Origin of the sequence: Bacillus sp. G1(2015b) (genome assembly GCF_001482475.1) — a bacterium.
Classification (GTDB): domain Bacteria; phylum Bacillota; class Bacilli; order Bacillales; family Bacillaceae; genus Bacillus; species Bacillus safensis.
Map to the genome: position 1 here is coordinate 383570 of NZ_LKIC01000001.1, position 26851 is coordinate 410420.

At 39.3% G+C, this 26851-nt stretch carries 32 protein-coding genes; 21 read left to right on the forward strand and 11 right to left on the reverse strand.

Features of this window, described 5'->3' with window-relative positions; genetic code table 11:
- The first annotated feature begins 100 nt into the window (after positions 1–100).
- The 4 genes from AMR95_RS01735 (at position 101) to AMR95_RS01750 (ending at position 3295) form a co-directional block, all read left to right on the forward strand.
- Positions 101–931, forward strand: coding sequence for a hypothetical protein (locus tag AMR95_RS01735; protein WP_058837388.1), 831 nt, complete (start codon positions 101–103; stop codon positions 929–931).
- Positions 932–1370: 439 nt separating this feature from the next.
- Positions 1371–2165 (forward strand): alpha/beta fold hydrolase, encoded by a 795-nt coding sequence (locus AMR95_RS01740; RefSeq protein ID WP_058837389.1) that lies wholly within the window; start codon positions 1371–1373, stop codon positions 2163–2165.
- A gap of 259 nt (positions 2166–2424) precedes the next feature.
- Positions 2425–2628 carry a cold shock protein CspC gene (gene cspC, locus AMR95_RS01745; protein ID WP_008346765.1) on the forward strand — a complete coding sequence of 68 codons (204 nt, stop codon included), beginning with the start codon at positions 2425–2427 and terminating at the stop codon, positions 2626–2628.
- A 283-nt stretch (positions 2629–2911) separates the two neighbouring features.
- Positions 2912–3295: a hypothetical protein gene (locus AMR95_RS01750; RefSeq protein ID WP_058837390.1), complete on the forward strand. Its 384-nt coding sequence runs from the start codon at positions 2912–2914 to the stop codon at positions 3293–3295.
- A gap of 121 nt (positions 3296–3416) precedes the next feature.
- Here the strand turns inward: AMR95_RS01750 and AMR95_RS01755 are convergent, their stop codons facing one another.
- Complete coding sequence (locus AMR95_RS01755; RefSeq protein WP_058837391.1) at positions 3417–4466, reverse strand: NAD(P)-dependent alcohol dehydrogenase; 1050 nt, start codon at positions 4464–4466, stop codon at positions 3417–3419.
- A gap of 207 nt (positions 4467–4673) precedes the next feature.
- On the opposite strand from AMR95_RS01755, the gene AMR95_RS01760 reads away from it, so the two are divergent.
- On the forward strand, positions 4674–5075 hold the full coding sequence (locus AMR95_RS01760) for a MerR family transcriptional regulator (RefSeq protein ID WP_058837392.1): 402 nt from the start codon (positions 4674–4676) through the stop codon (positions 5073–5075).
- A 43-nt stretch (positions 5076–5118) separates the two neighbouring features.
- On the opposite strand, the gene bglS is transcribed toward AMR95_RS01760, so the two are convergent.
- Positions 5119–5847: a beta-glucanase gene (bglS, locus tag AMR95_RS01765; RefSeq protein WP_041089240.1), complete on the reverse strand. Its 729-nt coding sequence runs from the start codon at positions 5845–5847 to the stop codon at positions 5119–5121.
- Positions 5848–6106: 259 nt separating this feature from the next.
- Here bglS and AMR95_RS01770 point away from each other — a divergent pair, with 259 nt between their 5' ends.
- Complete coding sequence (locus AMR95_RS01770; protein WP_058837393.1) at positions 6107–6679, forward strand: TetR/AcrR family transcriptional regulator; 573 nt, start codon at positions 6107–6109, stop codon at positions 6677–6679.
- Positions 6680–6758: 79 nt separating this feature from the next.
- Positions 6759–8198: a DHA2 family efflux MFS transporter permease subunit gene (locus tag AMR95_RS01775; RefSeq protein ID WP_058837394.1), complete on the forward strand. Its 1440-nt coding sequence runs from the start codon at positions 6759–6761 to the stop codon at positions 8196–8198.
- Positions 8199–8337: 139 nt separating this feature from the next.
- On the opposite strand, the gene AMR95_RS01780 is transcribed toward AMR95_RS01775, so the two are convergent.
- The 3 genes from AMR95_RS01780 to AMR95_RS01790 all read right to left on the reverse strand — a co-directional run bounded on the left by AMR95_RS01780 (position 8338) and on the right by AMR95_RS01790 (position 12185).
- On the reverse strand, positions 8338–9645 hold the full coding sequence (locus tag AMR95_RS01780; protein ID WP_058837395.1) for an aspartate aminotransferase family protein: 1308 nt from the start codon (positions 9643–9645) through the stop codon (positions 8338–8340).
- Positions 9646–9896: 251 nt separating this feature from the next.
- Entirely contained in the window at positions 9897–11030 is a 1134-nt protein-coding gene (locus tag AMR95_RS01785) for an aminotransferase (RefSeq protein ID WP_058837396.1), read from the reverse strand.
- A gap of 99 nt (positions 11031–11129) precedes the next feature.
- Entirely contained in the window at positions 11130–12185 is a 1056-nt protein-coding gene (locus tag AMR95_RS01790) for an ornithine cyclodeaminase family protein (protein WP_058837397.1), read from the reverse strand.
- A gap of 394 nt (positions 12186–12579) precedes the next feature.
- On the opposite strand from AMR95_RS01790, the gene AMR95_RS01795 reads away from it, so the two are divergent.
- From AMR95_RS01795 to AMR95_RS01820, 5 genes are all read left to right on the forward strand, one after another.
- The gene (locus tag AMR95_RS01795) at positions 12580–13461 is read left to right on the forward strand and encodes a LysR family transcriptional regulator (protein WP_058837398.1); all 882 of its coding nucleotides are present in this window, start codon (positions 12580–12582) and stop codon (positions 13459–13461) included.
- A gap of 283 nt (positions 13462–13744) precedes the next feature.
- Complete coding sequence (locus tag AMR95_RS01800; RefSeq protein WP_058837399.1) at positions 13745–14638, forward strand: alpha/beta hydrolase; 894 nt, start codon at positions 13745–13747, stop codon at positions 14636–14638.
- Between the two features lie 140 nt (positions 14639–14778).
- On the forward strand, positions 14779–15156 hold the full coding sequence (locus AMR95_RS01805; protein ID WP_058837436.1) for an MmcQ/YjbR family DNA-binding protein: 378 nt from the start codon (positions 14779–14781) through the stop codon (positions 15154–15156).
- Positions 15157–15268: 112 nt separating this feature from the next.
- Positions 15269–16030, forward strand: a complete 762-nt coding sequence (locus AMR95_RS01810; RefSeq protein WP_058837400.1) for an SDR family NAD(P)-dependent oxidoreductase — start codon at positions 15269–15271, stop codon at positions 16028–16030.
- Between the two features lie 784 nt (positions 16031–16814).
- Positions 16815–17963, forward strand: a complete 1149-nt coding sequence (locus AMR95_RS01820; RefSeq protein WP_058837402.1) for a type II asparaginase — start codon at positions 16815–16817, stop codon at positions 17961–17963.
- 35 nt (positions 17964–17998) lie between these two features.
- Here the strand turns inward: AMR95_RS01820 and AMR95_RS01825 are convergent, their stop codons facing one another.
- Both AMR95_RS01825 and AMR95_RS01830 read right to left on the reverse strand, forming a co-directional pair.
- The gene (locus AMR95_RS01825; RefSeq protein ID WP_058837403.1) at positions 17999–18892 is read right to left on the reverse strand and encodes an alpha/beta fold hydrolase; all 894 of its coding nucleotides are present in this window, start codon (positions 18890–18892) and stop codon (positions 17999–18001) included.
- Between the two features lie 56 nt (positions 18893–18948).
- Positions 18949–19401 (reverse strand): MarR family winged helix-turn-helix transcriptional regulator, encoded by a 453-nt coding sequence (locus AMR95_RS01830; protein WP_058837404.1) that lies wholly within the window; start codon positions 19399–19401, stop codon positions 18949–18951.
- 309 nt (positions 19402–19710) lie between these two features.
- Here AMR95_RS01830 and AMR95_RS01835 point away from each other — a divergent pair, with 309 nt between their 5' ends.
- The 4 genes from AMR95_RS01835 (at position 19711) to AMR95_RS19090 (ending at position 21998) form a co-directional block, all read left to right on the forward strand.
- Positions 19711–20316, forward strand: a complete 606-nt coding sequence (locus tag AMR95_RS01835; protein ID WP_058837405.1) for a TetR/AcrR family transcriptional regulator — start codon at positions 19711–19713, stop codon at positions 20314–20316.
- Positions 20317–20347: 31 nt separating this feature from the next.
- Positions 20348–21550: an MFS transporter gene (locus AMR95_RS01840; protein ID WP_058837406.1), complete on the forward strand. Its 1203-nt coding sequence runs from the start codon at positions 20348–20350 to the stop codon at positions 21548–21550.
- A 141-nt stretch (positions 21551–21691) separates the two neighbouring features.
- Positions 21692–21883 (forward strand): hypothetical protein, encoded by a 192-nt coding sequence (locus AMR95_RS19180; RefSeq protein WP_058837407.1) that lies wholly within the window; start codon positions 21692–21694, stop codon positions 21881–21883.
- The gene (locus AMR95_RS19090) at positions 21864–21998 is read left to right on the forward strand and encodes a GNAT family N-acetyltransferase (protein WP_197412096.1); all 135 of its coding nucleotides are present in this window, start codon (positions 21864–21866) and stop codon (positions 21996–21998) included. The genes AMR95_RS19180 and AMR95_RS19090 overlap by 20 nt, the downstream gene beginning before the upstream one ends.
- Here AMR95_RS19090 and AMR95_RS01850 read toward each other — a convergent pair.
- Complete coding sequence (locus tag AMR95_RS01850) at positions 21993–22466, reverse strand: GNAT family N-acetyltransferase (protein WP_039176786.1); 474 nt, start codon at positions 22464–22466, stop codon at positions 21993–21995. The genes AMR95_RS19090 and AMR95_RS01850 overlap by 6 nt on opposite strands.
- A gap of 54 nt (positions 22467–22520) precedes the next feature.
- Here AMR95_RS01850 and AMR95_RS01855 point away from each other — a divergent pair, with 54 nt between their 5' ends.
- Positions 22521–22790 carry a YesK-like family protein gene (locus AMR95_RS01855; RefSeq protein WP_039176789.1) on the forward strand — a complete coding sequence of 90 codons (270 nt, stop codon included), beginning with the start codon at positions 22521–22523 and terminating at the stop codon, positions 22788–22790.
- On the opposite strand, the gene AMR95_RS01860 is transcribed toward AMR95_RS01855, so the two are convergent.
- The 3 genes from AMR95_RS01860 to AMR95_RS01870 all read right to left on the reverse strand — a co-directional run bounded on the left by AMR95_RS01860 (position 22787) and on the right by AMR95_RS01870 (position 24410).
- On the reverse strand, positions 22787–23326 hold the full coding sequence (locus AMR95_RS01860; RefSeq protein ID WP_039176793.1) for a GNAT family N-acetyltransferase: 540 nt from the start codon (positions 23324–23326) through the stop codon (positions 22787–22789). The two genes, AMR95_RS01855 and AMR95_RS01860, sit on opposite strands and share 4 nt — an antisense overlap.
- Positions 23323–23718, reverse strand: coding sequence for a VOC family protein (locus AMR95_RS01865; RefSeq protein ID WP_039176795.1), 396 nt, complete (start codon positions 23716–23718; stop codon positions 23323–23325). Before AMR95_RS01865 ends, AMR95_RS01860 begins: the two co-directional genes overlap by 4 nt.
- A 68-nt stretch (positions 23719–23786) precedes the next feature.
- Positions 23787–24410, reverse strand: a complete 624-nt coding sequence (locus AMR95_RS01870; RefSeq protein WP_058837408.1) for a GNAT family N-acetyltransferase — start codon at positions 24408–24410, stop codon at positions 23787–23789.
- A 148-nt stretch (positions 24411–24558) separates the two neighbouring features.
- On the opposite strand from AMR95_RS01870, the gene AMR95_RS01875 reads away from it, so the two are divergent.
- The 4 genes from AMR95_RS01875 (at position 24559) to AMR95_RS01890 (ending at position 26837) form a co-directional block, all read left to right on the forward strand.
- The gene (locus AMR95_RS01875) at positions 24559–25020 is read left to right on the forward strand and encodes a TetR/AcrR family transcriptional regulator (protein WP_058837409.1); all 462 of its coding nucleotides are present in this window, start codon (positions 24559–24561) and stop codon (positions 25018–25020) included.
- An 85-nt stretch (positions 25021–25105) separates the two neighbouring features.
- Positions 25106–25648 (forward strand): dihydrofolate reductase family protein, encoded by a 543-nt coding sequence (locus AMR95_RS01880; RefSeq protein WP_058837410.1) that lies wholly within the window; start codon positions 25106–25108, stop codon positions 25646–25648.
- A 108-nt stretch (positions 25649–25756) separates the two neighbouring features.
- Entirely contained in the window at positions 25757–26230 is a 474-nt protein-coding gene (locus AMR95_RS01885; RefSeq protein ID WP_058837411.1) for a MarR family winged helix-turn-helix transcriptional regulator, read from the forward strand.
- Positions 26214–26837, forward strand: a complete 624-nt coding sequence (locus tag AMR95_RS01890; protein ID WP_058837412.1) for a nitroreductase family protein — start codon at positions 26214–26216, stop codon at positions 26835–26837. Before AMR95_RS01885 ends, AMR95_RS01890 begins: the two co-directional genes overlap by 17 nt.
- Positions 26838–26851 lie beyond the last annotated feature (14 nt).

Below are 26851 nucleotides of genomic sequence, written 5' to 3' on the forward strand. Positions count from 1 at the left end.
TCATGTCTATCCCTTTTCTTCTATGGAAAAGTATTTACAATTTGGTATTTATATGTAAAAATTGTTTTGTGTGTAAAAATTATAGGGAGTGTGATTTTACGTGAAAAGATTTCTAGGCGGTCTTGTTTTCATGCTGGTCTTTGCGTTGGCAATTACGACTGTTTCGACTAGTATTTCTGCAACTTCTGCAAATAAAGGAGTAACACCTCAGTCAGTTTTAGAGTCATATCTTCAAGCTGTTAAAGAACAAAATGTTGATAAGATCATGAGTTATGTTATTGATGAGAGGGACTTAACAGTTGCTGATTATAAAGAGATGATGAGTTATGAAAAATTAAATAACTATGAAATAGTAAAATCAGAAACTTTGAGTGATGGTACTCATTATTATGTCGTCAATTCTTCTTATGAAGGGGGATTAGTAAAGGACGTTCCTCTGGAAGTCAAGAAGGTTGGTACTGAATGGAAAGTGAATATTAACACTGATACATTAAGCAGTGATGATAATAAAACATTGCAACAAGGTAGCGATCAATACTATGAGAATGTTTTCTCTATAATTGAAAATCAAGATCCAGTGATGAAAACAATGGATGTCTTGATGTGGTGGGATTTTTCGAAAAGACAAGGTGGTAAAACTTTTTACTCTAACTCAAAATTTAGTGTTCCTGGCATACACAAATATGTAATTCTCGGCATTGATACACAATTGAGTACAAAACCTAATAATACAGGTATCAACTACGCTGTTGTACGTAAAGGAGTATTGGGAGATACTGTATGGGGTACTAAATATGTTAAAGGTCATTTTATGGGTGAAAATAAGAGGATAAAGTTAAATGGAAACACCATGACTTTTAAAGGGGCAAACTTGCGTTTTATTCCTAATGCTCCTGGCGTCTACGCTGGTATTGGTGGATTAGATTGGTAAGAAAATTTTGAGTAGACTTTTATGTCTGCTCTTTTTTGTGATTAATCATTTCTGAAAAAATGGTGAAAATCACTGAATTATGAGAGAAGGTATCAACAAATTATATTACAATATTAATTTTTCGAAATAAAAGTGTCCTTTTATTGTCCAACTTTTATTGGGATTAATGATACTGAACATAAATAGTCTGTCTTAATTGTAATAAAATCAACTTTTCGTAAGTGATAACAAAAATTTTCTAGGTTGAGGGCCTAGTGGGTGAATCAAGTCCTCTCGGCCGCATCAAGAAACCAAAGGTGGTAGACCTTTGGTTTTTTTGCTTTCTAATTAGTTTTAACAGTTATATATGATAGTTTACGATGATAACAAGTTTAGTGAAAAAAGAATTTTTCTAAAATTGTGATAAAATATTGAAGAGTAGGAAAGGGGAAATAAAAACATGTCAATTTATCATAAAGTCATTGGAGAAGGGTATCCAATCGTGATCTTGCATGGTTGGACACTTGACCATCAGGTAATGTTACATGCATTGGAACCGATATTCGAAAAACGAAGCGGTTGGAAGAGAATATACATAGATTTACCAGGTATGGGACGTTCAAAGCCACATCCGTCTATTCAGAACTCTGATGATGTGCTAGAAGCGATATTGTGTCTTTTGGACGAGATTATCCCTGATGAACAGTTTATTGTTTGTGGTTATTCATATGGAGGGTACATCGCCAGAGGTATCGTTCGTTCACGTCAGGAAACCGTTCGTGGATTGCTGCTTGTGGCGCCAATGACTATACCAGAATTCGATAAAAGAGTCGTACCAGAAGCGACGGTTTTAAAAAGTGACAGCAGCTTCATATCACAATTATCTTCAGAGGAGGCAGATGAATTTTGCTCTATGATAGTTGTGCAAGGAAAAATGGAATGGGAGAGGTTTCGAGATGAAATTTTACTTCCTTCTAAACAAACAAATCATGATTTCATCAACAACATTCATCAAAATGGATATGGTTTTACCTTCGATATTTCAACTGATCTTAAGTATCCAACGCTCATTATCACAGGGCGCCAGGACAATGTAGTCGGATACCACGATGTATGGCGGCTCATCGAAGATTATCCAAGAGCCACTTTTGCGGTGCTTGATATGGCTGGTCACAACCTACAAATTGAACAACCCGATACATTTAACTCATTAGTTGATAATTGGTTAAATAGACTTGAGTTGGAAAGTCTTTAGTAAGGTACAACTTATTATAAAAATTCAAGCTTTATGATTAACATGTCTATACCTTTTACCATCATCCCCCTGTCTAATGATGTACTTATGTTTCTTCTAATCAACAAATTGCAATTATTTCCGATTCATGCTATAATGAAAAGTAATTATTTTTGTTCGGCGTAAAGGATAGTATGAAGATTGACTTTTCGTCTTGAGGGTACTTTGGGCAAGGATAGTATAATACATTGTGTGGTAAACGCACGAGGAGGCAACAATCATGGAACAAGGTACAGTAAAATGGTTTAACGCAGAAAAAGGTTTTGGATTTATCGAACGTGAAGAAGGCGACGATGTATTCGTACATTTCTCAGCTATCCAAGGCGACGGATTCAAATCTTTAGACGAAGGTCAAAAAGTATCATTTGACGTAGAGCAAGGTTCTCGTGGAGCTCAAGCTGCTAACGTTCAAAAAATTGCTTAATCTTCATTCTTCTAAAACAGGTTCTCTACGGAGAGCCTGTTTTTTTGCATGAAAAAACCCTACTCAACGTACAAGTAGGGAGATGGTACAAGGTATTCGTCAAAATTTCATGCTTCAAAGGTTAGTTTAGTATAACATACTGGATTGACAATATGCGGAATTTCCATAAATTATTTTATTTTCTTCTAAACATAATCCTGAACGTAAAAAATAGCCTTTGAATATTTAGTTTATTTTGGTATATTTTATTATAAAATGTAAGATCAAATAAGGGGATATCGAAATGTTAAAACGATTCTTATTCATTTTTTCAACGCTCCTCATGGCGATTGCAGTATTGTTCATCGCCGCAAAGGATTCAACTGGGAAGAACACGATTTCGTTAGATGACCCATTACCCTTCATGCTGTCACTAGGGATGGTCGTTTTCTTGTTTATTCCTCCTCTGGTGATGTCGTTTTTTGATCATATTGTGGTTAGATTGATATCTGGAATCTATCAATGTTTTATCGTGTTCTCATTCTTTGTCTTAATCCCTATAGGCTTTTTTATTCCAAACGGGGGAATGACTATTTTGATTTCAATTTTAGGTTTTTTGGTTAGCTTGTCCAGTATGGTTGTTACATTTATGCGAGGTCATCATAAAGAAAAAGAAGTTAGCATATAGCGATCCATTAAAAAGCCACGACTCAATAGAGAAGTGGCTTTTAGATGTTTGATCAAAAATCATAGAATTCTCATCGGTCAGCCATAAAGCAACCAAACATCGTCATTTCAAAGAATCTCAATCACAACGTAGCAATATCAATCACAAAGCGGTAACGCACATCACTTTTCAGCACCCGCTCATACGCTTCATCAACTTGATTCGCGTTGATGACCTCAATTTGTGGAGCGATGTTGTGAGCAGCTGCGAAATCGAGCATTTCTTGTGTTTCTTGGATGCCGCCAACGAGTGAACCAGCAATGCTGCGGCGACCGGAAATTAATGAAAAGACGTGGAATTGATCCGGCTTAGGCGGTGCACCGACGTTCACCAAGGTTCCATCTACACGAAGTAAGGACAGATAGGCATCCACATTAATGTTGGCAGAGACAGTATTGAGAATGAGGTCATACTGACCGGCTAGTGTCTGAAACGTTTCAGGATCACTTGTAGCAAAATAGTCTTTTGCGCCAAATGATAGTGCTTCTTCTTTTTTATTCAAAGAGCGGCTTAAAACCGTCACATCAGCGCCCAGAGCACTCGCGAATTGAATGGCAACATGGCCGAGTCCGCCCATTCCGACGATAGCAACCTTTTTGCCAGGGCCTGCCTTCCAGTGCTTTAATGGAGAATAAGTTGTAATGCCAGCACAGAGAAGAGGGCTTGCGGCATCAAGAGGCAGTTGATCAGGAATGCTGACGACAAATCGTTCAGTCACGACAATTTTTTGACTGTAGCCGCCATAAGTCGGTTCCCCGTCATAGTCACGACTGTTATACGTTTGGACGACCCCTTTTGTGCAATACTGCTCGTCTCCATTTTGACAATATTCACAGGTGCCGCAGGAATCCACAAAGCAGCCAACACCTACACGGTCTCCGATATGAAACTTCGTCACATCATCTCCTACAGCTGCAACGACGCCAGTAATCTCATGACCAGGAACCATTGGGAAAATACCGCCGCCCCATTCATCAAAAGCGCTGTGGATATCTGAATGACAGATCCCGCTAAATTGAATATCAATTAAAATATCATGTGGACGAAGTGCTCTTCGTTCAATGGTCGTCCGTTCAAAATTCGCTTTTGCGTGTGAAACACTTAAAACATTTGATTGGTGCGTCTGACACATTCTTGATCATCCTTTCAAAAATAAGATTCGATTCTTTCTTCTATACTGTACTTCTTAAAGTGAACTATAAGTCAACAGAAAACCTTTTGTAATAACGAATTCAACATTCTTGAATCAAGAATTGAGTCAAAAGCATCTTGCTTTCTTTTTCAAAATGGAGATGATGAGGAAAGGGAGATCGGATGTAAGAGAAAGAGGGAGGGCACAATGAAAATAGCACAAGCAGCAAAACAGCTCGCTTTATCCACTGCGACACTTAGATATTACGAAAATATTGGTTTGATTAGGGAAATCAAACGTGATGATCATGGGATTCGTGATTATACAGAGGATGATCTTCAATGGATTGAATTTATCAAGTGTATGAGAAATGCTGGGCTCTCGATTGATGCGCTTAGAGAATATACAGCCTTATTTTTTGAGGATGATGATCATACGTTATCTTCGCGAAAAAACATTTTGGTCAATGAACGAGAAAGACTTGTCCAAAAACAAAAGGAAATCGAAGAGACCATTAAACGATTGGATTTCAAAATAGAAAGTTATGAAGATATTATCCACAATCATGAGAAAAAACTCGCTCATCAGCTGAAAACTAGTTCAAATTAAACGAAGAAAAACCTGTGACAAGTCACAGGTTTTTTTGATAGAGTTATCTTTTTGTGTAACGCACCCAGTTATAATGTGCGTGGAGTGGTGTAACACCGTTGTAGGAACCAAGCCATTCATCGACACCTGCACCATTCCACAGGTTCATCATAATTTTCCCTGGTGTTTGAGGAATTTGTGTGGTGGCGGTATGCTTTAATTGTCCATCGACATACCATTTGATAGAGTTTGGCTGCCAGTCAAATGCATACGTGTGATAAGAGTTCGCTGCATCGAAACCAAGGTTGACGATCTTTTCATGATTTCCTACACCATTGGTATAGTAGTTAAACTGTACCTTTGTCGTATCTTTTCCTAGAAATTCAATGTCAATCTCATCCCAAGGCGTGCCATCAGTCGGTCCCGTATAAGTGAAGAAAGAAGAGACGATCCCCACATTTTTGGCGGGCTTCATGTTGACTTCATATAGCCCATAGCCGTACGTTTGAACGGAGCGGTTTTCTCCGCAGTCAAACTTGTTATAGGAGGGACTTGTGAGCGATAAACGCATTTCACCTGCTGAGGTCATCGACACATTATTTGCACGCCACGTACAGTTAAACATGTTTCCATTCGAGTATCCATCGGCTTTTTGCCATAACCCCGTATTATAGTTGTTAAAAGGTTCATAAAACGATCCACCCGTTTGTGCCGAGGCACCCACAGTAAATGTGGACAAACTCAAGACTAATCCAGTGACAACCAGCATCAACATTCGTTTCATACGGTACATATTCGCATTCTCCTCTCCTTTTATGGAAGCGCTTTCTTTATTGATCATACATGATTCTTTCAAAAGGGAAAATCGGTCTAAATAATGATAAACTGTGTGCATCATTTAATAGAATTGAAAGAAAAAAATAATGATTGACAATGCGGACAGTTGTCCGTAAGATAATATCGGGACAATTGTCCTAAGAAAAACCTAAAGTGTTTTGATTTAACACATAGAGATGAGTGTCATGTGGATGAAGGTAAAGAAGGTGTGTATCGTGGAAAAGGATATTGGTGAGGAAATTGAAGAGATCGCATTCTCCTTGTTTCAAGAATTTGGTGTAGAAAATGTCAGCATGCATAAAATTGCGAAAACAGCTGGTGTTGGACAGGGCACTCTATACCGCCGCTACGCCAATAAAAGTGATCTATGCCTTTCTATCCTTGGGGAGAGATTTGAACAGCTGATCCCAGCTTTGCATCTTTACTTGAGCAAAATAAGTGATCAGCCGGTCCGTGAACGATTACGCTATGTTCTCGAAGAAATTCATCTGATCGTCGGTCACCATTTAGACTGGATTCGGATGCTCACAATCTCTGGGAATTTAGAGCAGACAAGTAAAGTGTATGATAGTCATTACAGTCAATCACTCAGACAAATCATTCGTGAATTGCTTGAAGAAGCGAGAGAAAAGGGAGAAGCGAATATAAAGGATATAGAACTGACAACGTTATGTATGTCTTCTCCAATGACGCCTGAGCTCATGTTTTATATACATGAATCTGGCTATTCGATCGACAAAATTGCTCAATTTGCTGCAGAAAAACAGATTTTATCCGTCTTTCAATAGACATGAAAGTGGCTCATTTCTGACCACCCTGACTTCCTAAGGTTCATCTAAATTGAAAAAGAAAAGGAGCCAACTTAATATGAACAAACAGCAAGCAGCAGCTTCTGAAATTCGAACGCTGCCCATTATTATTTCTTTTATCACAGCTGGATTTATTGGCCTGTTCAGTGAAACGGCATTAAACATGGCGCTGAGAAGTTTAACGTTAGACTTTGGAATTGAAGCGACGACTGCTCAGTGGCTGACAACAGGATATTTATTAACACTTGGTATTCTCGTACCGATTTCAGGACTCATTCTTCAATGGTTTACGACAAGGCAGCTTTTCATTACGTCGCTCGTCTTTTCGATCATCGGAACATTTATTGCGGCGGTTGCGCCGGTCTTTAGTATTTTAATGGTAGCACGTGTCGTGCAGGCAGTCGGTACAGCATTGCTTCTGCCATTGATGTTTAATACGATTTTGGTCATCATCCCGCCTCATAAACGAGGCAGATCAATGGGGATTATTGGTCTTGTGATTATGTTTGCACCAGCTGTCGGCCCGACAGTCTCTGGTCTTATTTTGAAATCGTTGACTTGGCATTGGATTTTCTGGATTTCACTACCTTTATTAATGGCTGCACTTGTCTTTGGTTTTATCTTTATGCAAAATATTACAGAACCAACAAGACCGAAAATCGACATCTTATCGATTGTGCTTTCAACCATTGGTTTCGGTGGAATAGTATATGGCTTTAGCAGTGCCGGTGAAGGGGGCGGCTGGAGCAGTATGCATGTCATCGTTGCAATTGTAGTTGGTGTCATAGGGATTCTCGTGTTCTCTTTAAGACAGTTGAACATGAAAGAACCAATGCTGAACTTAAGCCCGTTTAAATATCCGATGTTTGTCATTGGTTTACTTCTGATTTTAGTGTGTATGATGGTAATGCTGTCTGCTATGATGATTTTGCCATTGTATCTGCAAACGTCCTTGGCGCTTTCTACATTTACAGCAGGTTTAATGCTGTTGCCAGGTGGAATTATCAACGGACTGCTCTCTCCAATCATGGGTGGTCTATTTGATAAGTTCGGTCCAAAATGGCTTGTCATTCCAGGTCTTGTCATTGTCGCAGCGACGATGTTTGGCTTTACGAATCTCAGTGTGAATACGTCAATTGGTTTCATTGTAACCCTTCATATTACCTTAATGATCGGAATCGCAATGATCATGATGCCTGCTCAAACCAATGGATTAAATCAGCTTCCGCCAGAGCTATATCCGCATGGTACAGCGATTATGAATACTTTGCAGCAAGTGTCAGGAGCCATTGGTACTGCGATCGGTATCTCGATCCTTTCATCAGGAGCTCGCAGCTTTATGGAAAATGTATCTGATCCCGCAAATCCGGTGAATCAGCTGCTCGCCTTTACAAATGGTGTCCAGCATGCATTTATCTTTGCCGTGATCATGACCGTCATTGGATTGATTATTGCTTTCTTCATTAAACGAGTGAAGGTAGAACAGCAAGTATCATAAGAGAAATGAAAAGCACTGAGGACATAGCGCCGCAGTGCTTTTTTTCAATAAATTAGTCTTTCATCAAATAATGATATCATTAAATATGAAAAAAAGAGTCGTACATAGAATAGCGGTGAATACTCGAAACGGCTTCTACTTAAAATTCTTTCTCAAATTGGTGCAATGCCTTTTCTAATTTTGAAAGCCCATCGTCAATCTGTTCTTTTGTGACGGTCAGAGGAGGGATCATTCTAATCACTTCTCCTTCGTTACCGCATAAGTAAAAGAGAACTCCCTGCTCAAGGGAATAATCTAAAATCTTCATGACGGCGCTTCCATCGGGTTTTTTTGTTTTTGGGTTTATCATTTCAATTCCAATCATTAAGCCTACCGAGCGTATCTCTCCAATGATCGGGTGATTTTTTTTCATTTGTTTTAGTTTTTCAGCAGCATATTGACCAACCACTTTTGCATTATCTAGTAATCTTTCTTCTTTCATTATTTCAAGAGTGGTCAACGCTACCGAACAGGCAATTGGATTTCCACCGAACGTTGTTCCATGACTTCCAGCAGGCCATTTGCTCATCAGTTCTTTTGAAGCTACTGTGGCACTTAAAGGTAGACCAGAAGCTATTCCTTTAGCGATAGCCATAATGTCTGGGGTGACTTCAAATGTCTGAGCAGCAAACCACTCTCCTGTGCGTCCAAAGCCAGTTTGTACTTCATCAAAAATAAGCAGTATACCATGCTGATCGCATATTTCGCGGATCTTTTTCAGCCACCCTTTAGGAGGGATGATGTAGCCGCCTTCTCCCAATACAGGTTCTAATATGACGCAGGCTACTTCTTCAGGTGTCACTTGGTGTTTAAATAATTCTTCAAAATGTTTTTCTAATTCGTTAATGCAGAAAGTTTCTGGGTCTTTACCTTCGGGGCATGTCTGCATATTAGCGTAAGGCAGATGATAAGTCAGGTGAGACGGATTTATATATTTTCTATATTTACTTTTTGATGTTGATACGCTTAAAGCACCTAAAGAACGGCCATGAAAGCACCCCGTAAAAGAAATAGCATAAGGTCTCTTTGTTGCATATTTAGCCAATTTTAAAGCTCCCTCAATTGCTTCAGCGCCACTATTGGCAAAGAAAAAACAATTTAAATCTCCTGGCAGAATTTCACCTAGAGATTTGGCCAGCTTTAAAATGGATTCATACATAATGACTCCCGAAGGGCCATGAGTTAAATGATCTGCTGCATCCTTGATACTTTGTACAATTTTAGGATGGCGATGTCCTGTATTAGCTACTGCAATTCCGGAAGTAAAATCTAAATAGGCTTTCCCATCCAGCCCGTAGTAATAACAACCTTCTTCTTTTACCACAGGTAAGTTTGGATGATCTTTGGCCATGCTAGGTGCTAAATAATCACTCATGTTCTCAACTAAGGAACTCCAGTTGTTGCTCATAAAATCTCCCCCCTTAAGCTTTTTACACCCCTACCTTTCCTCTGTTGCAGGTGTAGAATAACACGAAAATAATTAACTGAAAATTTTAACTTATTTATGGTAACTATTGAAATTAATGATGTGAGATAATCTGACAAGATGAGATTTTTAAATATCTTTTAACTTTACAAAAAAAACCGAACTAACCATTATTAGCAGTTCGGTTTTTTGTACGATCAGATATTCCAAATATCTATCTTAATGGTTTTTAATCAGCTATTTACTTTAAGGGTACGCAAATATTCAGAGAATTTCTCAAGACCTGCTTTTAATACATCTGTTGAACATGCGTAACCGATACGAACGTAACCTTCCATATCAAAGCAAGAACCTGGCGTTAAGAATGTGCCATTCGTTTTAAATAGGTCAACGCAAAATTCTTCTGATGAAATAGGGTAATCGTATTTCAGCATAGATGTTGTGCCTGCACGTGGCTTTACGTAGGAGATTGAAGGTTCGTTTTGAACCCACTCATCTAAAATAGCCAGGTTATCTTTGATAATTTTGCGGCTTCTCCCTAGGACTTTGTCGTAGTTTTTAAGAGCATGAACGGCTAACATATCGTCAAGCACACCACAGCTGATTGTTGTGTAATCACGGTGTTTTATGCATTCAGCGATCACATCACTTGGACCTGCAATCCAGCCAAGGCGCAAGCCGGCTAATGAAAATACTTTTGACATACTTGATGTACTGATTCCTCTTTCATATAAATCAGCAACAGATGGCACAACAAGGTTATCTTCCTGTAATAGGTTTCTGTATACTTCGTCGCACAGCAAGTAAGCATCACTTGAGCGTGCAATTTCTACAATTTCTTCAAGCATTTCTCTCTCAATAATAGCACCTGAAGGATTATTCGGATTGTTGATAATAATCAATTTTGTTTTTTCGTTAATCAGAGACTTTAATTCGTTTAGATCCGGCAGGAAGTTATTTTCTGGTCTCAATGGCAGCAGATCTACATTCGCGCCAAATGAAGCAGGCACATCATATAACTGCTGGTATGTTGGGTGTACAGCAATTACATGATCTCCTGGCTCAATAAGAGAATAGAGCACTAAGAAGTTTGCACCAATTGCTCCATTCATGACAAGTACATTATCAGCTTCAACTGTCTCATACAGGCCAGATACTAAGCTTTTAAACTCTGGAGATCCTTCAATATGTCCGTATGTTAATTTTTTCTTTCCGACTTCATTGAAAAAATCTGCCGAATTTGTGCCGTCAATCCCAATCAACTCATTTACAGTGAAAGATTCAACACATGTTTCCGCGATATTATAAACGGCCTCTTGCTCGTATAAATTCATCCAATGTTCTACAGCAAATGTTTTAATATTCATCCGATTAACTCCTTTGTAAGTATGATCTTATTTTTTGAACATAGTCTTTTGGTAAAGAATACTTTCTAAAATCTGCTTATTTAAAAGGCTATCGATCAGTTACAGCTTTGTCGACATCCCAATTTGTTTTTCTTCTGCCTGTTCTAGAACATAGCTCGCTGTCAATAGATCTTGAAGAGAGATGCCTGTACTGTCAAAAACTGTGATGTCTTCTGGAGAAATGCGTCCTGGTGCTTGATTTGTAATCACTCCTCCAATTTCCGAAATGATGCTATCTTTTGCGATGATGCCTTTTTTGAATGCAGTTTCAAATTCTCCTACCGTAACAGACTGTTCATGGTCATCAACGAATATGCGAGCATCAGTTAAAATATTTTCATCAATTTCCTGTTTTCCTGCCATGTCTGCACCCACACATGAAAAATGAGTACCTGGCATTACCCATTCTTTTAGAATAATTGGTTGGCGTGCTGGAGTAGCTGTAATAATAATATCTGCATTTCTCGTAGCTGTTTCAATATCATTAACCGGCGTATACTCAATCTCTATCTTTTGAAGCATTTCTTCATAAACTTCCGGGTTTTGTTCTTTAGTTTGAGCTAACAGCTCTTTTAACTTGCCTTTGATGTCTGCACAAAACTGACCAGCTCGGTCAAATGAATGAGCATTATACACTCGAACTCTTTTGATATGGTTCATTGTCATTAAAACAGCTAAGATTTGATAAGCTGCAACATGACCTGATCCTACCATAAGCAATTCTTCTGAATCTTTTCTTGCTAAATATTTAGCTCCAATTCCACCAGCTGCTCCGGTGCGCATCATGGTCATATACTCACCGCTCAAGATACCGATTGGAAGGCCTGTACGGCTGTCAAGAACTAAGACAGTTCCAACAACAGCAGGAAGGTTTTTAGAAGGGTTGTCACCGAACCAGGAAACAAGTTTTAAACCGAAAATGCCTGCTCCTGACAATTCTCCTGATTTAATATCCATGTCCGCTTTACCAGGTTCGAACTCGTGAAACACCATTGGGAATAAAGAAGCTTCTTTATTTTCTTTTAAGACGTAAGCTTTTTCTACGATATCGATTACAATTTTCATATCAAGAATAGCTTTGATATCTTCATGATTTAATACTTTAAATGGGTACATAATATTCTCCCTTTCCCTTACTTCGTTAAGCTCTTTATCAAATCTATCACAGGATGAAACAAGCTAAAAATTAATTAATTTAATAGTATGCATTAGAAAACTTTAGCGATATATCATAACCTTAAGAGTAAGGAGATGATTTGGTTTTTTATTGGTATTTTAAATTAGGCGATTCAATAGTTACCAATAAAAAATGAATGATTCGTATCAAACTTTTAGATTTTCTCGTTAAAATTTTTGATATAATGATTTGATTGCTATTCTCTTCAGCGCATCTTGTCTATGGGGTTATATGGTTAACCTTATATCCTATGTGAAAGATGATTATTTTATATACTTTTGGTTAGTAGCTTTTGTAGGCTATAAAAAATATAGATAGTGAGATGAAGGTTAAATGGAACTCAGGAATCTAAAAACTTTTCAAGTAGTAGCCAATGAATTGAATATGACCAAAGCTGCAAAGATCTTAAAATATACTCAACCCACTATTACTTTGCAAATTCAAGTATTAGAAAGGGAACTAAACCATTCTCTATTCACCCGTATTGGAAAAAAAACGTTTTTGACGCCTGCTGGAAAAAAATTAAAGCAGCATACAGATAGATTATTTGAATTAATGGAATATATGGAAAGAGACATGGAAGAGTTAAATGGTCCTTCCGGAAGTCTAACTGTGACAGCTTCAGAATATTATTGTACGAATCACCTTTCCCTACTGCTTAGTTCTTATACAAAATTGCATAAACAAGTTAAGCTGCGCCTCATGCCAGCAAACAGCCTTATAGCTGTCGATAAAATTTTAAATAATGAAGCAGATATTGGGATTGTTGCAGGGGAAGTTGATTCCTCAGAATTAGAAAAGTTTGTTTTAGAAAGGGAAAAGGCGGTGTTGGTTGTCTCCGCCGATCTTACAAAAAACCGCTCTAAAGAAGAGATTATAGAATCTTTTCCGTTTCTTGCTTATCATGAACATTGCGGTTTTAGCTCAATTACAGAGCAGTGTTTTTCTGAAATTAACACCCGTCCATCTTCTATCATTGAATGCGGGGGAAGTGATGAAACGATTAGGCGGGCAGTTTTAAATAAAACCGGAATCGCCTTGCTTGGTGAAAATATGATTAAAGAAGAATTAGCAGAGGGTATTCTTATCCCATTGCATTACTGTGAAAACCCAATTGAAACATCTGTCGTATATTTAAAAAGTCGTTCAGAAGGACCAACCATTCAATCTTTCTGTGAATTGCTCAAAGAAACTTGGTTTGCAGTTACAGATTGATCGTATTTTAGGTTTTTTGCGTAATATAAAAACGGGTTTTCCACGTTTACATTGAACATGGAAAACTCGTTTTCTTCTTTTTTCATTCTCTTAGTATCGTGTGTTAAATTCAGTGCGTTACTTAGCTTTATTGATAAGTTTAGCTAATAAACGTATACCTTCTTCAATGTCTTCTTTTTTTATTTTGATTATTCCAGTAAGGTGCTGCTGATTCAGTAGAAGGAAAAGAGGAAAAAGGAACGAATGAGTTAAGAAGAAATGAATAAGATAGGAGTCTGAGATCATGAACTTAGAAGAACAAATCAAAATCGCTGCTTCATTACGCCAGCCATCTGAAGGTTCATTAGCGAGTCAATCGGAACTAAAGCCAGTAAATCCTCCTGATGTGAACAAAATGGAATATGACATTCCAACAAGTGCTGGCGAAACAAAGGTGTGGGTGTTTAAGCCAGTGAACACATCAAAGCAGCCGCTTCCTGTTTTTGTGAATTTACATGGTGGCGGATTTATCATGGGCAGTGCTGAAATGGATAATCCATGGTGTCCAGTCATTGCAGACCGGGCGCAATGTATCGTGGTCAATGTCGAGTATCAGCTTGCTCCTGAGCACCCTTTCCCAGCGGCTCTTCATGAATGCTACGATGTACTGAAGTGGTTGTATGAACACCCTGACGAGCTTCAAATCGATCGGAATGCATTAGCCGTTGGCGGACATAGTGCAGGAGGAAATTTGGCAACGGCTGCTTGTCTATTGAATATTCAAAAAGGAAATACACTCCCAATTGTTTATCAGGTGCTCGATTATCCGCCGCTTGATCTAGCCACTGATCCAGCAGAAAAGCCAGCGTTTGATGAAGCAATTCCAGTTGAATTGGCGAGACTTTTTAATTCCTTCTATCTGCAAGGCCAAGATCCGCGCAATCCGCTCGTTTCTCCGGTTTTTGCAGATCGTTCATCCTTGGCACAAATGCCTCCAGCACTCGTCATCACAGCAGAGAAGGATTCGCTGGCTGAAGAAGCTGAGCAATATGCTGCCAAGTTAAAAGAAGCTGGGATAGACGTCACGTATAAACAATTTAAAGGAGTTCCACACGGCTTCACGCACGCCGGAGATTTAGCCATAGCTGAAGAAGCTTGGCATTTGATGGGGGATCAACTAAAGAAGGCGTTTGAATAAAAAAAGCAGTGTGATTCAAAAGCACAGGAGACAACGGGCCTGTGCTTTTCTTATTGTTTCTGAAAAAAAGCGTCAGATATCTTTCCTCATTGTCGATATAATAGAGAAAATAGATGATTTCTAAAAAAGGAGCTAATGAAATGAAAAAAGAACAGCTGCAGGCATTTTGTCTTTCCTTAAAAGGAACAACCCATGATTATCAACCTGAGTGGCAGGCAGATCGTTATCATATTGGCGGAAAGATGTTTGCTATGATGGGGGGAGATGCGAATCGAAAGCCTGTCATCACTTTAAAATGTGATCCTCTTCGTGCTGAAGAACTAAGAGAGATGCATGAAGGAATTATCCCTGGCTACTATATGAATAAGACTCATTGGAATTCCATTTACCTTGATGCAGACATTCCATCCTCATTTGTAGAGGAGTTAATCGAACATTCCTATCAATTGGTTTTTCAAAAATTAACAAAAAAATCTCAGCATGATATCCTCCAAAATGATTCAAAAGGAAGTAACTGAGGAGCTGTATCTAAGTTGACATGATGCCCTTTGACTCTCTTCAAAATTGACTTGAGTGAAACGCTGTCGTTATAATTTAACCAGTTAGAAGACGCGAATAGGGGGATGTAAAATGGGCTATACAGTCATTACAGGAGCAAGCTCAGGTATTGGATATGAGGCGGCTCTCGCCTTTGCAGCACGAGGGGAAAATCTTATATTAGCTGCACGCCGGCTCAATAAACTCCAAGAATTGAAGAAAAAGATTCATGATCAATATCCCGATATCAAAGTAGTCATACAGTCAGTTGATTTAACAAACATAGAGCAAGTGTATTCATTTTATGAATCATTGTCAGATTATGAGCTGGATACGTTCATAAATAATGCGGGTTTTGGTCATTTTGGCTCTATAGGAGAACAAGATTTAAGTAAAATTGGAGATATGCTTCATCTGAATATAGAAGCATTAACGATTCTATCCACCTTATTTGTTCGTGATTATGAGCAAGTAGAGGGAGCTCAGCTCATTAACATTTCTTCACGAGCAGGCTATACAGTCGTTGGCAATGCCGTCACCTATTCAGCAACGAAGTTTTACGTGAGCGCCTTTACAGAAGGACTGGCCCTAGAATTGAAAGAAAAAGGTGCCAAATTAAAGGCAAAAGTTTTAGCGCCATCCGCGACAGAATCAGAATTTGCAAAGCGCTCATTGGATGTAGACGAATTTGAATATGAAGGCAATTTCAAGAAATATCATACATCAAAAGAAATGGCTGCTTGTATGCTTGAGCTTTATGACAGTGAAAAAACAGTCGGTATTGTGGACGGAAAGACATTCGAATTTGAATTGAAAGATCTAATCTTTTCACACGCAGGTTCAATGAAGAAATAACGATTCCCATCACTGAGGTAGATATCCTCAGTGATTTTTTTTTGGCATGATTGACTGAATGGTCAAGCATAGGAGGTATGTAACAAGATATATACCCTTCGTCTCTATTTAGAACAGGAGCTTGTACGTCCTGCGCATTAGGTGTTTTTTTCATGCATCCTTTGATAAAACAAGGAATCACAGGTCCAGTAGATAAGACTGCTCATGATGATGATGGGTAAAGATGCCTGGCTCCCAATACCATCAATGAAAAAAAGCATGACAACCATTGCAATTAGTAAATAAGCAGCTAAATAAAGAGGATAAAAAGCCTTTGGCTGCAAAGAAAACAATAACTGCAAAGGAACCGCAAAGACGAAATAATAAACAAAAAAGATAGGAATGTAAAATATCAGAAACGCAGGCTCAGCTTGAATAGGTGGAAATAAGCAGACAAACAAGCCGAGTAAAGTAGAGCTGATGAATAGTGTGATTAGGATTTTGTAAAAGGGTGGAAGCGAATGCAAAATGTATACTCCTTTTTTGTAAAATTTACTATATTTTATCATAAATTCATTATCAAGACATCGGTTATTTTTAAAATACGCCACCTTCAATACTCAATTTAATTACAGCAAATTTAGGTATTAAGAATTGAATAAACTCTTAATATCATGCCCTTTTTACCTTTATTTGGTTCTATATCTTTAGCCTCATGCCGATGAATGAAGGTATGGTATAAAGTAAAGCCTATAGAAAGAGATTTAGCCATGAAATCCATCAAATGAGGAAAAGAGATGATCCAATGAACATGACAAAATGGTTAGGTGCTGTCCTTCTTTCTGTTTTATTACTAGTGACAGCAGCTTGTGCGAACACAGGCACTCAAGAGAATAGTCAAAGCGAAAAAGAAAACGTATCCAGTGAAACAAAAGAGAAAAACAATGCGGTTGAAACAGGGAATAAGTCCTTATCAAATATTAAGGTATTAGCCACAGGCGGGACGATTGCTGGCAGTTCAGACAGTGATACAGATACGACGGGCTATAAATCTGGTGCACTTGGCATCGATAAAGTCATTGCTTCAGTTCCACAGCTGAAGGATATTGCAAATGTCACTGGTGAGCAGGTTGCGAATGTTGGAAGTGAAAATGTTGATGACGCTCTTCTTTTAAAATTAGCCAAACGAGTCAATGAGCTATTAAAAGATGATCAAGTGGATGGCATTGTCATCACGCATGGAACAGATACACTTGAAGAAACAGCTTACTTTTTAAATCTGGTGGTCAAAAGTGATAAGCCTGTTGTGGTTGTTGGCTCAATGAGACCAGCATCGGCTATCAGTGCAGATGGTCCGCTTAACTTGTATCAGGCGGTGAAAATTGCATCCACCAAAGAAGCGAAGGGCAAAGGGGTCATGGTCACATTAAATGATCGAATTGCATCAGCTCGTTTTGTTACGAAAACAAACACAACCACAACTGATGCCTTCAAGTCACTTGAGCAAGGATACATCGGAGTAGTTACTGGTGAAGTGGTGTCCTTTTATAACGAACCGACAAGAAAACATACAACTGAAAGCGATTTTGATGTATCGAAGATAAAAGAATTGCCACAAGTTGATATTTTATACGGCTATCAAAATGATCAAAAATATATGTATGATGCTGCAGTAAAAGCAGGAGCAAAAGGGATTGTTGTAGCCGCAGCAGGAAATGGAACGATGTCAACAGAAGCCATCAAAGGAGCAACAGATGCAGTGAAAAAAGATGTGGTTCTCGTGCGATCAAGCCGTACGGGTAATGGAATTGTCACCCATGAAAAAACGGATGATGAACATCACTTTGTGTCGTCTGATTCATTAAACCCGCAAAAAGCACGTATTCTGCTCATGCTGGCACTGACGAAGACAAAGGATCCAGATAAAGTGCAGAGGTATTATGAACAATATTAATGAAGAAAAAGACCCGAGTCATATTGGGTCTTTTTTTATGCATGTTTCTGATGTTCAGCACGCTCCTTTAAAGAGCGTAAAATATCTCGCCAAATATCGTCTACATCAGTAAGAAAGTGCCCTGCTTGATCTATATAATGCGTTTTGACGTTTGGAATCGCCTGAGCTATTTTTTCTATTTCTACAAATGGAGCCATCGTATCTTCTTTTCCATGCCAGACATCAACAGGGATTTGAATATCTTTCATATCGAATGCCCATGGTTTCGAAAGTAAAATGGGTTCACGAATACACTCATCCACCGATTGACGAGTCGCTTCGTGTAAATGTGTCATCATCATTTCTAACTGCTCATCGGTTTGAAGGAATTGCCGATCCCACGGATGTAAATGCTTGTTCCCGTTTTTGGCCAGCTTCTTAAATTTCTCTGGTTTGTTCTCAATCATTTTTTTCTGGGAACGATAGCTTGTTTTCAATAGCCAAGGAAACTTCTTACTAAGGAAAAAGGCTAATTTATTTTCTTTCAGCATGCTTTTTGGCGGTTTTCCACCCTCAAAAGGAGTTGTACTTGAGATCAGAGCGGCAGAAAGAACGCGATCCGGCAATTGATAGGCACAACCAGCAGCGAATGCACCGCCTCCAGATACACCCATCACTGAAAAATGTTGAATACCAAGATTATCTGCCACTTCCTGCACGTCTTTTGCCCAGTCTAAAATTGTGCGATCGGGTAGTGGGGTGGATAAACCAAATCCAGGTCGATCCAAACAGATGAGACGAATGCCGAGCTTTTGAGAGATTGGATCATCATCTAAAAACATCACTCTTGATCCAGGTGTTCCATGAAAAAAGAAAATTGGAAACCCCTCAAGATCACCGTATTGAGTCAAACCGATGTGCCGGCCATCTTGTAAATGAATGCTTCTCATATTTTCAACCCCTTAATAGTTTAGTTAACTTAAATGTTGGGGAGAGAAACACCGTATTAAGGCGCTTCTTTCGCAATCTGATAGATTTTTTCGCATAGAGATAGTAATGTTTTTAAATCTTCTTTTGGAAGCTTTGCATAGTATTTTTGAATTAGATGCAATTGAATGTCTTCTGTATTCTTGTGATAGTCATGGCCCTTTTGAGCACAATCAACAATGATTTCTCTTCGGTTATGCGGATTAATTTCTCGTGTGACATAGCCGAGCTGCTCAAGCCTTGATACAAGCTGGCTAGCTGCACTGGCAGAAATCGAAAAGTAATCAGCTAATTCATTGATCGTTCTCGTTTTCGTACGCAGCAACTCAAGCGTCAGCTCTTGTTTGGCTGATAAATCTGCATACTCATGTTTTAAAAATCGCTGATACTCTTCTACATAAATTGAGCCTAGAGCATTCGAGTATTCTATGATTTTTTTACTGTAATGAATAATTTCCTCATCCAATGACATCACCTCTATTCTATTATAGGCAATTTTTATATTTAAGTGAAGTTAAATATAAAGTGAAATTAAATGAATGATGAACACGTAGTAGGTCAAGGCAGTCATGAAAAGGCCGCAGAAGAAAGATGCGTATAAGTCCTTTTTAGTGATAACGCAGATGACTGTTTTGTTTGTTTTCACATGAATTACGCCTTATGAATCGATGCCTTTTTCATTGTATTATGAGGAAAATCCATTTATAATGAAAAAATAAACCAACTGGTCGGTTTTATTTTTTCACATTAAGAAATGTAGGGTAGAAAGGGATTGTGACACATGACAAGTACACAAAGCGGGGCTGGAAAGAGTGAGAAGACGAAGCAAAAAATCGTCACCGCTTCTCGTGATTTATTCGCGAAAAAAGGTTATTCAGAAACATCCGTACGCGATATTTTAGAGGCTGCTGAGGTGAGTAAAGGCAATCTCTATCATCATTTCAAAGGAAAAGAGTTTTTGTTTCTTCATATTATGGAAGAGGATCATCGTGTGATGATGGAAACGTGGCATGAGGAAAAGAAAACACTGAACCGAGCTATTGATAAGCTTGCCGGATTTGCAGAGCTGCTCAGTCAAATAGGGATTAACTACCCATTAATGAGAGCAAGTGAGGAATTTTGTGCCAGCGCCTTTACATCAGACGAAGTCATGGAACGGCTGAACAAGATTGATGTCGATTTTGATGATGTGATGAGAGATATCTTACTTGAGGGAAATGAAGATGGCAGCTGGTCGATCCAGCATGTGGAGTCAAAAGTGAAAATATTACTTTCCGTTTTTTATGGATTAGACGTGTTATATAAAAATGACACCATTGAGCAGAAGAAAGAGTTACAAAAAGAGGCGATCTCATTGTTTATTCACGGAATCAACCATCATGAGTAACAAGTGAGTCAGTAAAGGGGAAACAAACATCATGCAAAAACCGATTCGTGAGCAAAAAGCTGTACTCGTTATTCTATTAAGTAATATATTTATTGCGTTTTTAGGCATTGGTCTCATTATTCCTGTCATGCCGCTATTCATGAATGTGATGCATCTAACAGGGAGTACGATGGGATATCTTGTGGCGGCATTTGCCGTTGCTCAGCTCATCGCATCACCGATTGCAGGGAGATGGGTAGACCGCTACGGAAGAAAGATTATGATTGTGTCTGGGCTGTTCCTCTTCGCGTTATCAGAACTCGTTTTTGGTCTTGGAACACACGTGTACGTTCTTTATGTTGCAAGGCTTCTAGGCGGAATTAGTGCGGCATTTATCATGCCTGCTGTCACTGCGTATGTCGCAGATATTACGACCGTTCAGGAAAGATCAAAGGCGATGGGCTATGTTTCTGCGGCCATTAGTACTGGTTTTATCATTGGCCCGGGAATTGGCGGGTTTATTGCAGAATACGGCGTACGCCTGCCATTCTTCTTTGCAGCAGGGATTGCGTTTATTGCCGTCATTTCGTCTATGTTTATGCTGAAGGAGCCTTTAACAAAAGAAGAGCGAGAGAAGCAAATGAATGAAGTGAAAGAATCGACTTTCTTTAAAGATTTGAAAAAATCGATTCATCCAAGCTACCTCATCGCCTTTATCATTGTATTTGTCCTCGCATTTGGATTATCTGCATATGAAACAGTCTTTAGCTTGTTCACAAATCATAAGTTTGGATTTGGTCCAAAAGATATTGCCGTGATCATTACCGTCAGCTCGATTGTGGCAGTCATCATCCAAGTACTTGTGTTTGGTAAACTGGTAAATACCCTAGGAGAAAAAAGAGTCATTCAGCTATGTCTGATTATCGGGGCTGTCCTTGCTTTCGTTTCAACCGTTGTGTCAGGCTTTTTGGTTGTCTTGATTGTCACATGTGTCATTTTCCTTGCGTTTGATTTATTGCGTCCGGCATTAACGACCTTCTTATCTAAAATCGCTGGCAACCAGCAAGGATTTGTCGCAGGAATGAACTCTACCTACACAAGCCTAGGTACGATTTTCGGGCCGGCACTTGGCGGCATTTTATTCGACCAAAATATTCACTTCCCATTTCTATTCGCAGGTGTTGTCTTATTTCTTGGATTAGGCTTAACCCTGATTTGGAAGGGAAAAGTGACAGAAGAGGCAGCGGCAGAATAATGTCATGCAGAAGTAAGAGACCTTTTAACTAAGGTCTCTTTTTTAAAATTCCGCCATTGATGCAGAAGTATTCCTTATGCTAAAAAGAGTCCTGTATGTCAGCAACTTTTTCTTTATAATGGAAGGAAAGGAGGAAAAATCATGCAACTCTTGGAGCGGAAAAAGATACCATCAATGAAAAAAGGAATTAGGCAGATCGATCCGGCATATCCAGTGTTTGTAGATGTGGTCATGGATGGCATCATACAAGGGCATCTTTATGTAGATGATGAAGCGCATCCGCTTGTATATTTTCTCGAAGGCAGCTCAGCATATGATCAGCATCTGTCATGAAAAAAAGAGGACACCGCATTGGGATTGCGATGTCCATCACCAAGCTTCAATCAAACTAGCAGAGAAGTTAGGCTTTCAGAGGATCAAAAACTATCGATTGTTTTATGGTTCATGATGAGAAGGTCTTGAGATACCAAGCATCCATTGCAGAATGCTCGGAGCCTTCAAGCGGTTCTGAAAGAAGAGAAAAGCCGTATCGCTGATAAAGGCCTATAGCCGCTGTTAATTCTCGGCGGGTTTCTAAATAACACGCTTCGTAGTATGTAGAGGCATATTCCAGCGCCGTATCCATCAGTTTTTTGCCCGCACCTTTTCCTTGTGCTTTTGGACTTAAATAAAGCTTTTGTAATTCACATACTCCATTTGTGAATGGAGCAATCCCTACACCACCCACAATCTCACCATGCTCTTCAGCAATCCAATAGGCTGCATGAGTCAATGATTGATAGTATTCGAAAAGCTGGTCAAGTTGGGGGTCAGTGTAGGCTGTTCCTTCAATTGCTAGATTCGCTGATTCTAGTGACTGGCGGATAATCGCTGCGATATACGGATTGTCTTTTTGCTCGATGGGTCTAATGTTCATTTGAAGTACCTCCGTTGTTAAAGGTTCAAAAAAGAGAATGGGAGTTGATATCACATGTTCTGGCTGCAAACAGCTATTTTTACAATCGTTATTTTGTGTCTCTCATGGTGGGCAGGGAAAAGAAGCCGGCAGCGTCATGCGGGGTTCATTGTCCCTATATGCTTGATTTTATTTGGTTTGGTTTTATTGATTGTCAGTCTCTTTATTGGTAGATGGGAAGGCATGGCGCTCAGTTTATCAAGTGTCTCTATCGTTCTCTCTTCCATCATTTGTTTAATCATCGTCACTGGGATTCAATTTTTTAAAAAAGATGACCCTTCTTAAGCAGGAGCATCTGTATTCATCATGTTTTTATATTCTTCACGAAGGATGCCCATGATGATGACATCTGAGTATGTACCGTTGAAATAGAGCGCTTGGCGTCTTTTTCCTTCATATTGAAATCCGGCTTTCTCATAGCTTCGAAAGGCCCTTGGATTGTGGGAAAAGACTTCAAGCTCAAGACGGTTGAGTTCTAATGTGTCAAAGGCAAATGCTTGAACCATCCGAACAGCTTCAGTGCCATAGCCTTTTTGAAAATGCTCCGGCCCGTGAAGCGCAATGCGGAAGCTTGCCGTATGATTGATTGGATCAATGTCCACAATCGCCGCATCCCCAATCATCTCTTTCGTATCCAGCAGACAAATGGCGAAATCTCGTCTGCTGTCATCTTGCAAAAAACGGGTATAGGCGGATCGAATTTCTTCTAGTGTGAACGTTTTTCGTGTGCCAGTCATATGAAGTGTTTCTGCATGCTGACACCCTCTTTGAATACCAGGATAATCTTGCTCTTCAATCGGTCTCAAAAATATACGAGTCATGACGGATCACCCTCCTCTATATATCGAGAGATTTCAATTAAATTCAGATCAGGATCACGGATATAAACAGATTCAATTGGACCTAATGTACCGGTGCGTCTGACCGGTCCCTCTTCAATCGGGACCACTTGCTTCCGGAGGTGCAGCAGCAAACTGTCCATGTCTAAATCGGTGATAAAGCACAAATCATGAGATCCAGGAAGAGGATGAGCCGCTTTTGGCTCAAATTCATGACCAGCTTCATGAAGGTTGATCTTCTGTAAACCAAAACGAAGCGCTTTACGGCCTTCACCAAAAGTTTCTTCCTTCATTCCTAATACGTTCGTATAAAAGCGAATGGTTTCCTCCATATGTTGTACAGTCAACACGATATGATCAAGTCGTCGTATCATCAGTCTCTCCTCCAAGTATGATCATTGATTGAACTGACTCTATTATATCATCACCTGAAGAGGATACTTTATTTAATCACGGTTTTATAGCTCCAGCTTTCCAAGGATTTTTTCTTTCCGCGCAATACCCTTTCATCAAACTCCATCCAGCCATTTTTCCGGTAGAAATGACGATTGGCCTCGTTGTGTGTAATCAGTGTGAACAGCCCGCCGCCTTGCCGGGCGATAAAGGGAAAAAGGCATTGCTTTAACATGCGGCTTCCGAGTTTTTTTCCTTGCTGGTCTTTTGCCACGACAAGTGCTTCTAAATACCAGTAAGGCTGCTTTAAGGAAGAACACGCTTTTTTTGCCTCCTTTAAAACACGGAACACATGCTGAATGGCCGATATACCGCCAGTGAAGAGCAGCTTTAACCCACCTGACAATACATAATCCATGATGCCTGGTTCAGGAAGATGCGGATGCTTTAAAAGGGCAGCAGACACAACCTTCTCGTTCTCAACCCCGACAAAACAGATTTGATGCTGAAAATAAACCTTTGTATTGACCAAATGCAGCTGACGAGCGAAAGCAGAGCGCTTTGAGACCTTTTCACATAATAAGTCAAAAAATGAATAGTCCTGAAACGAATCATCTAACAACTCTGCCACTTGAGGCAGTTCATCCTCTCTGGCAAGTCTGAAATGAAGCATATGATGGCCTCCTTTTTTGAACAGATATATATTATTGAACATGTGTTGATTATAATAAGAAGTAAAGAGATCGAACATCGGCAAAGGATGATAACCTGTTCATAATTAGACAGTTAGCGCCTGATTGTTCAAAAACGGAGGGGATTTTATGAAGGACAGACGAACGATCAAAACAAAAAGAGCCATTCGGGAAAGCTTCCTTGAGCTGTTAAAGGAAAAGGAAGTGCAGCAGATTACGGTATCAGAGCTATCAAGGAAAGCGGATTTAGGCAGGGGAACCTTTCCAAGTCAGGACCCTCTTGATATGCTTTCCTTTTTAAACAAAACGACTGAATACTTGAAAGAGAATCAGTATATGTTGACGTTATTTGTAAAACCAAATGGTCCAACGACCAATCAATTCAAAGCCTTTTTCAAAGAAAAAATCATGAAAGAGTGGCAGCTTGATCAGCGTCCTATTACAGAGAATGAACAAATAGAGGCCTCTTTTGTCGTGTCTGGTGTCGTGGGGGTACTCGAGGAATGGATTCATGAAGAAATGACTATTGATGCCGGCAAGCTCGCGCATAAATTATACGAGCTTCTCGTCAAGGTGGAACAGGAATCGTAAAAAGGGAGAAAGTTATGTAGCCTTTGTCTTTCCTTTTTGATAAAATAGAATATATGTTCTTATTTGAAGTAAGGGAGTGGTGGGATTGAGTGAGAAAAGGAAACTGCTTTTTTATGGGGCGATGAGTATCGATGGATATTTAGCGAGAGAGGATCACCGGCTCGATTGGCTAATAGGGACAGAGGGTGAAGATGAAACGAGCTACGACACCTTTTATGCGTCAGTCGATACACTGATCATGGGGCGCAATACATATGAACAAGTTCTTCAGCTGTCACCAGATGAGTTTCCTTATGAAGGAAAGACATGTTATATCATGTCACGTACGTTACAAGACAGTCTGGAAGGAACCCATATCATTCGCGAAGATGTCTTATCATTTGTGAAAAAATTAAAGAATGAAACAGGCCGGAATATTTGGATTGTCGGCGGCGGGGGATTGCTTCAATCTTTCATAAAAGAAAGATTGGTGGATGAGCTTTTTCTTCAAATCGTACCTGTCATCATTGGAAGAGGAATTCCTCTGTTTTCGCCGGCGGATCTGGAATCCAAGTTTTCATTACAGGAAGTACATCAATATAAACAAATTGCTGAAATGCATTTCACCTTAAAAGAAGAGGACCACTGAACCAAGGTGGTCTTTTTTTCATGAAACAAACTCATTGACAAGAAAATATCCTAGTGTTAGGATAAATTTATCCTAGTTTTAGGATTTCTTGAAAAAGGAGTAGTTGCCATGGTGCAGCATGATCATGAATTAGATTTAAGGCTATTCCGCGTATGGATGAAAGCCTATCAAGCCCTTTTTACAAATATCCAAAAAGACATTGAACGTTATGATATCGGATTTGAAAACTTTCAGATCCTTGAATTGCTCTACAGTAAAGGGCCTCAGCCTGTTCAAAAAATCAGCGACATCTTGTCAATCCCAAGTGGAAGCATGACATATGTCGTGAACAAACTAGAAAAACAAGAACTGGTGAAAAGGCAATGTGCGCCTTCAGATAAGCGGGTATTCCATGTACAGCTTACGGAAAAAGGGAAGCAATTGTTTGACGACATTTTCCCTAAACACACAGAGGTCATTTCGCAAAATCTATCCTTTATTGAAAAAGAAGAAAAAGAGCAGCTGATTGAATTACTAAAACAAATCGGTTTAGGTGCAAAACAACTTCGCGAAAAGGGGAAACAAGATGACACTCAGCTTTGATACATTGGTACGTGAAAGACGATCCGCATCAAATTTTTTGCCAAATATCTCGATTTCGAGAGAAGAGCTTAACAGCATATTTGAAGAGGTCAAGCTCGCACCATCTGCTTTTAACTTACAGCACACACAATATGTTGTCGTCCAAACAGAAGAGCTGAAAGAACAAGTAAGAGAAGCGGCATTTGGACAATATAAAGTGCACTCTGCTTCAGCAGCGATCATCGTACTCGGAGATCCAAACGCTTATGAGCACGCTGGGGACATATATGAAGGCCTGAAAATGCTAGGCATTTTAAATAAGCAGCAATATGAAGAAATGGTCAGAGAGACCGTGAGCTTTTATGAGCAGAGAGGGGCAGATTTCCAGAAGGAAGAAGCGATCCGAAATGCTTCCTTATCTGCCATGCTGTTTATGCTTGCCGCTAAAAATAAAGGCTGGGATACTTGCCCGATGATCGGTTTTGATCCCGAAGCAATGAAAAAGGTATTAAACATTCAATCAGATTTGGTTCCTGTGTTAATGATTACACTTGGAAAAGAAAAAGTAGAGAGCAGACAAGCGAGAGGTTATAGAAAGCCAGTTTCTGAATTTGTGACATATTTATAAGATAGGGGGTTCCA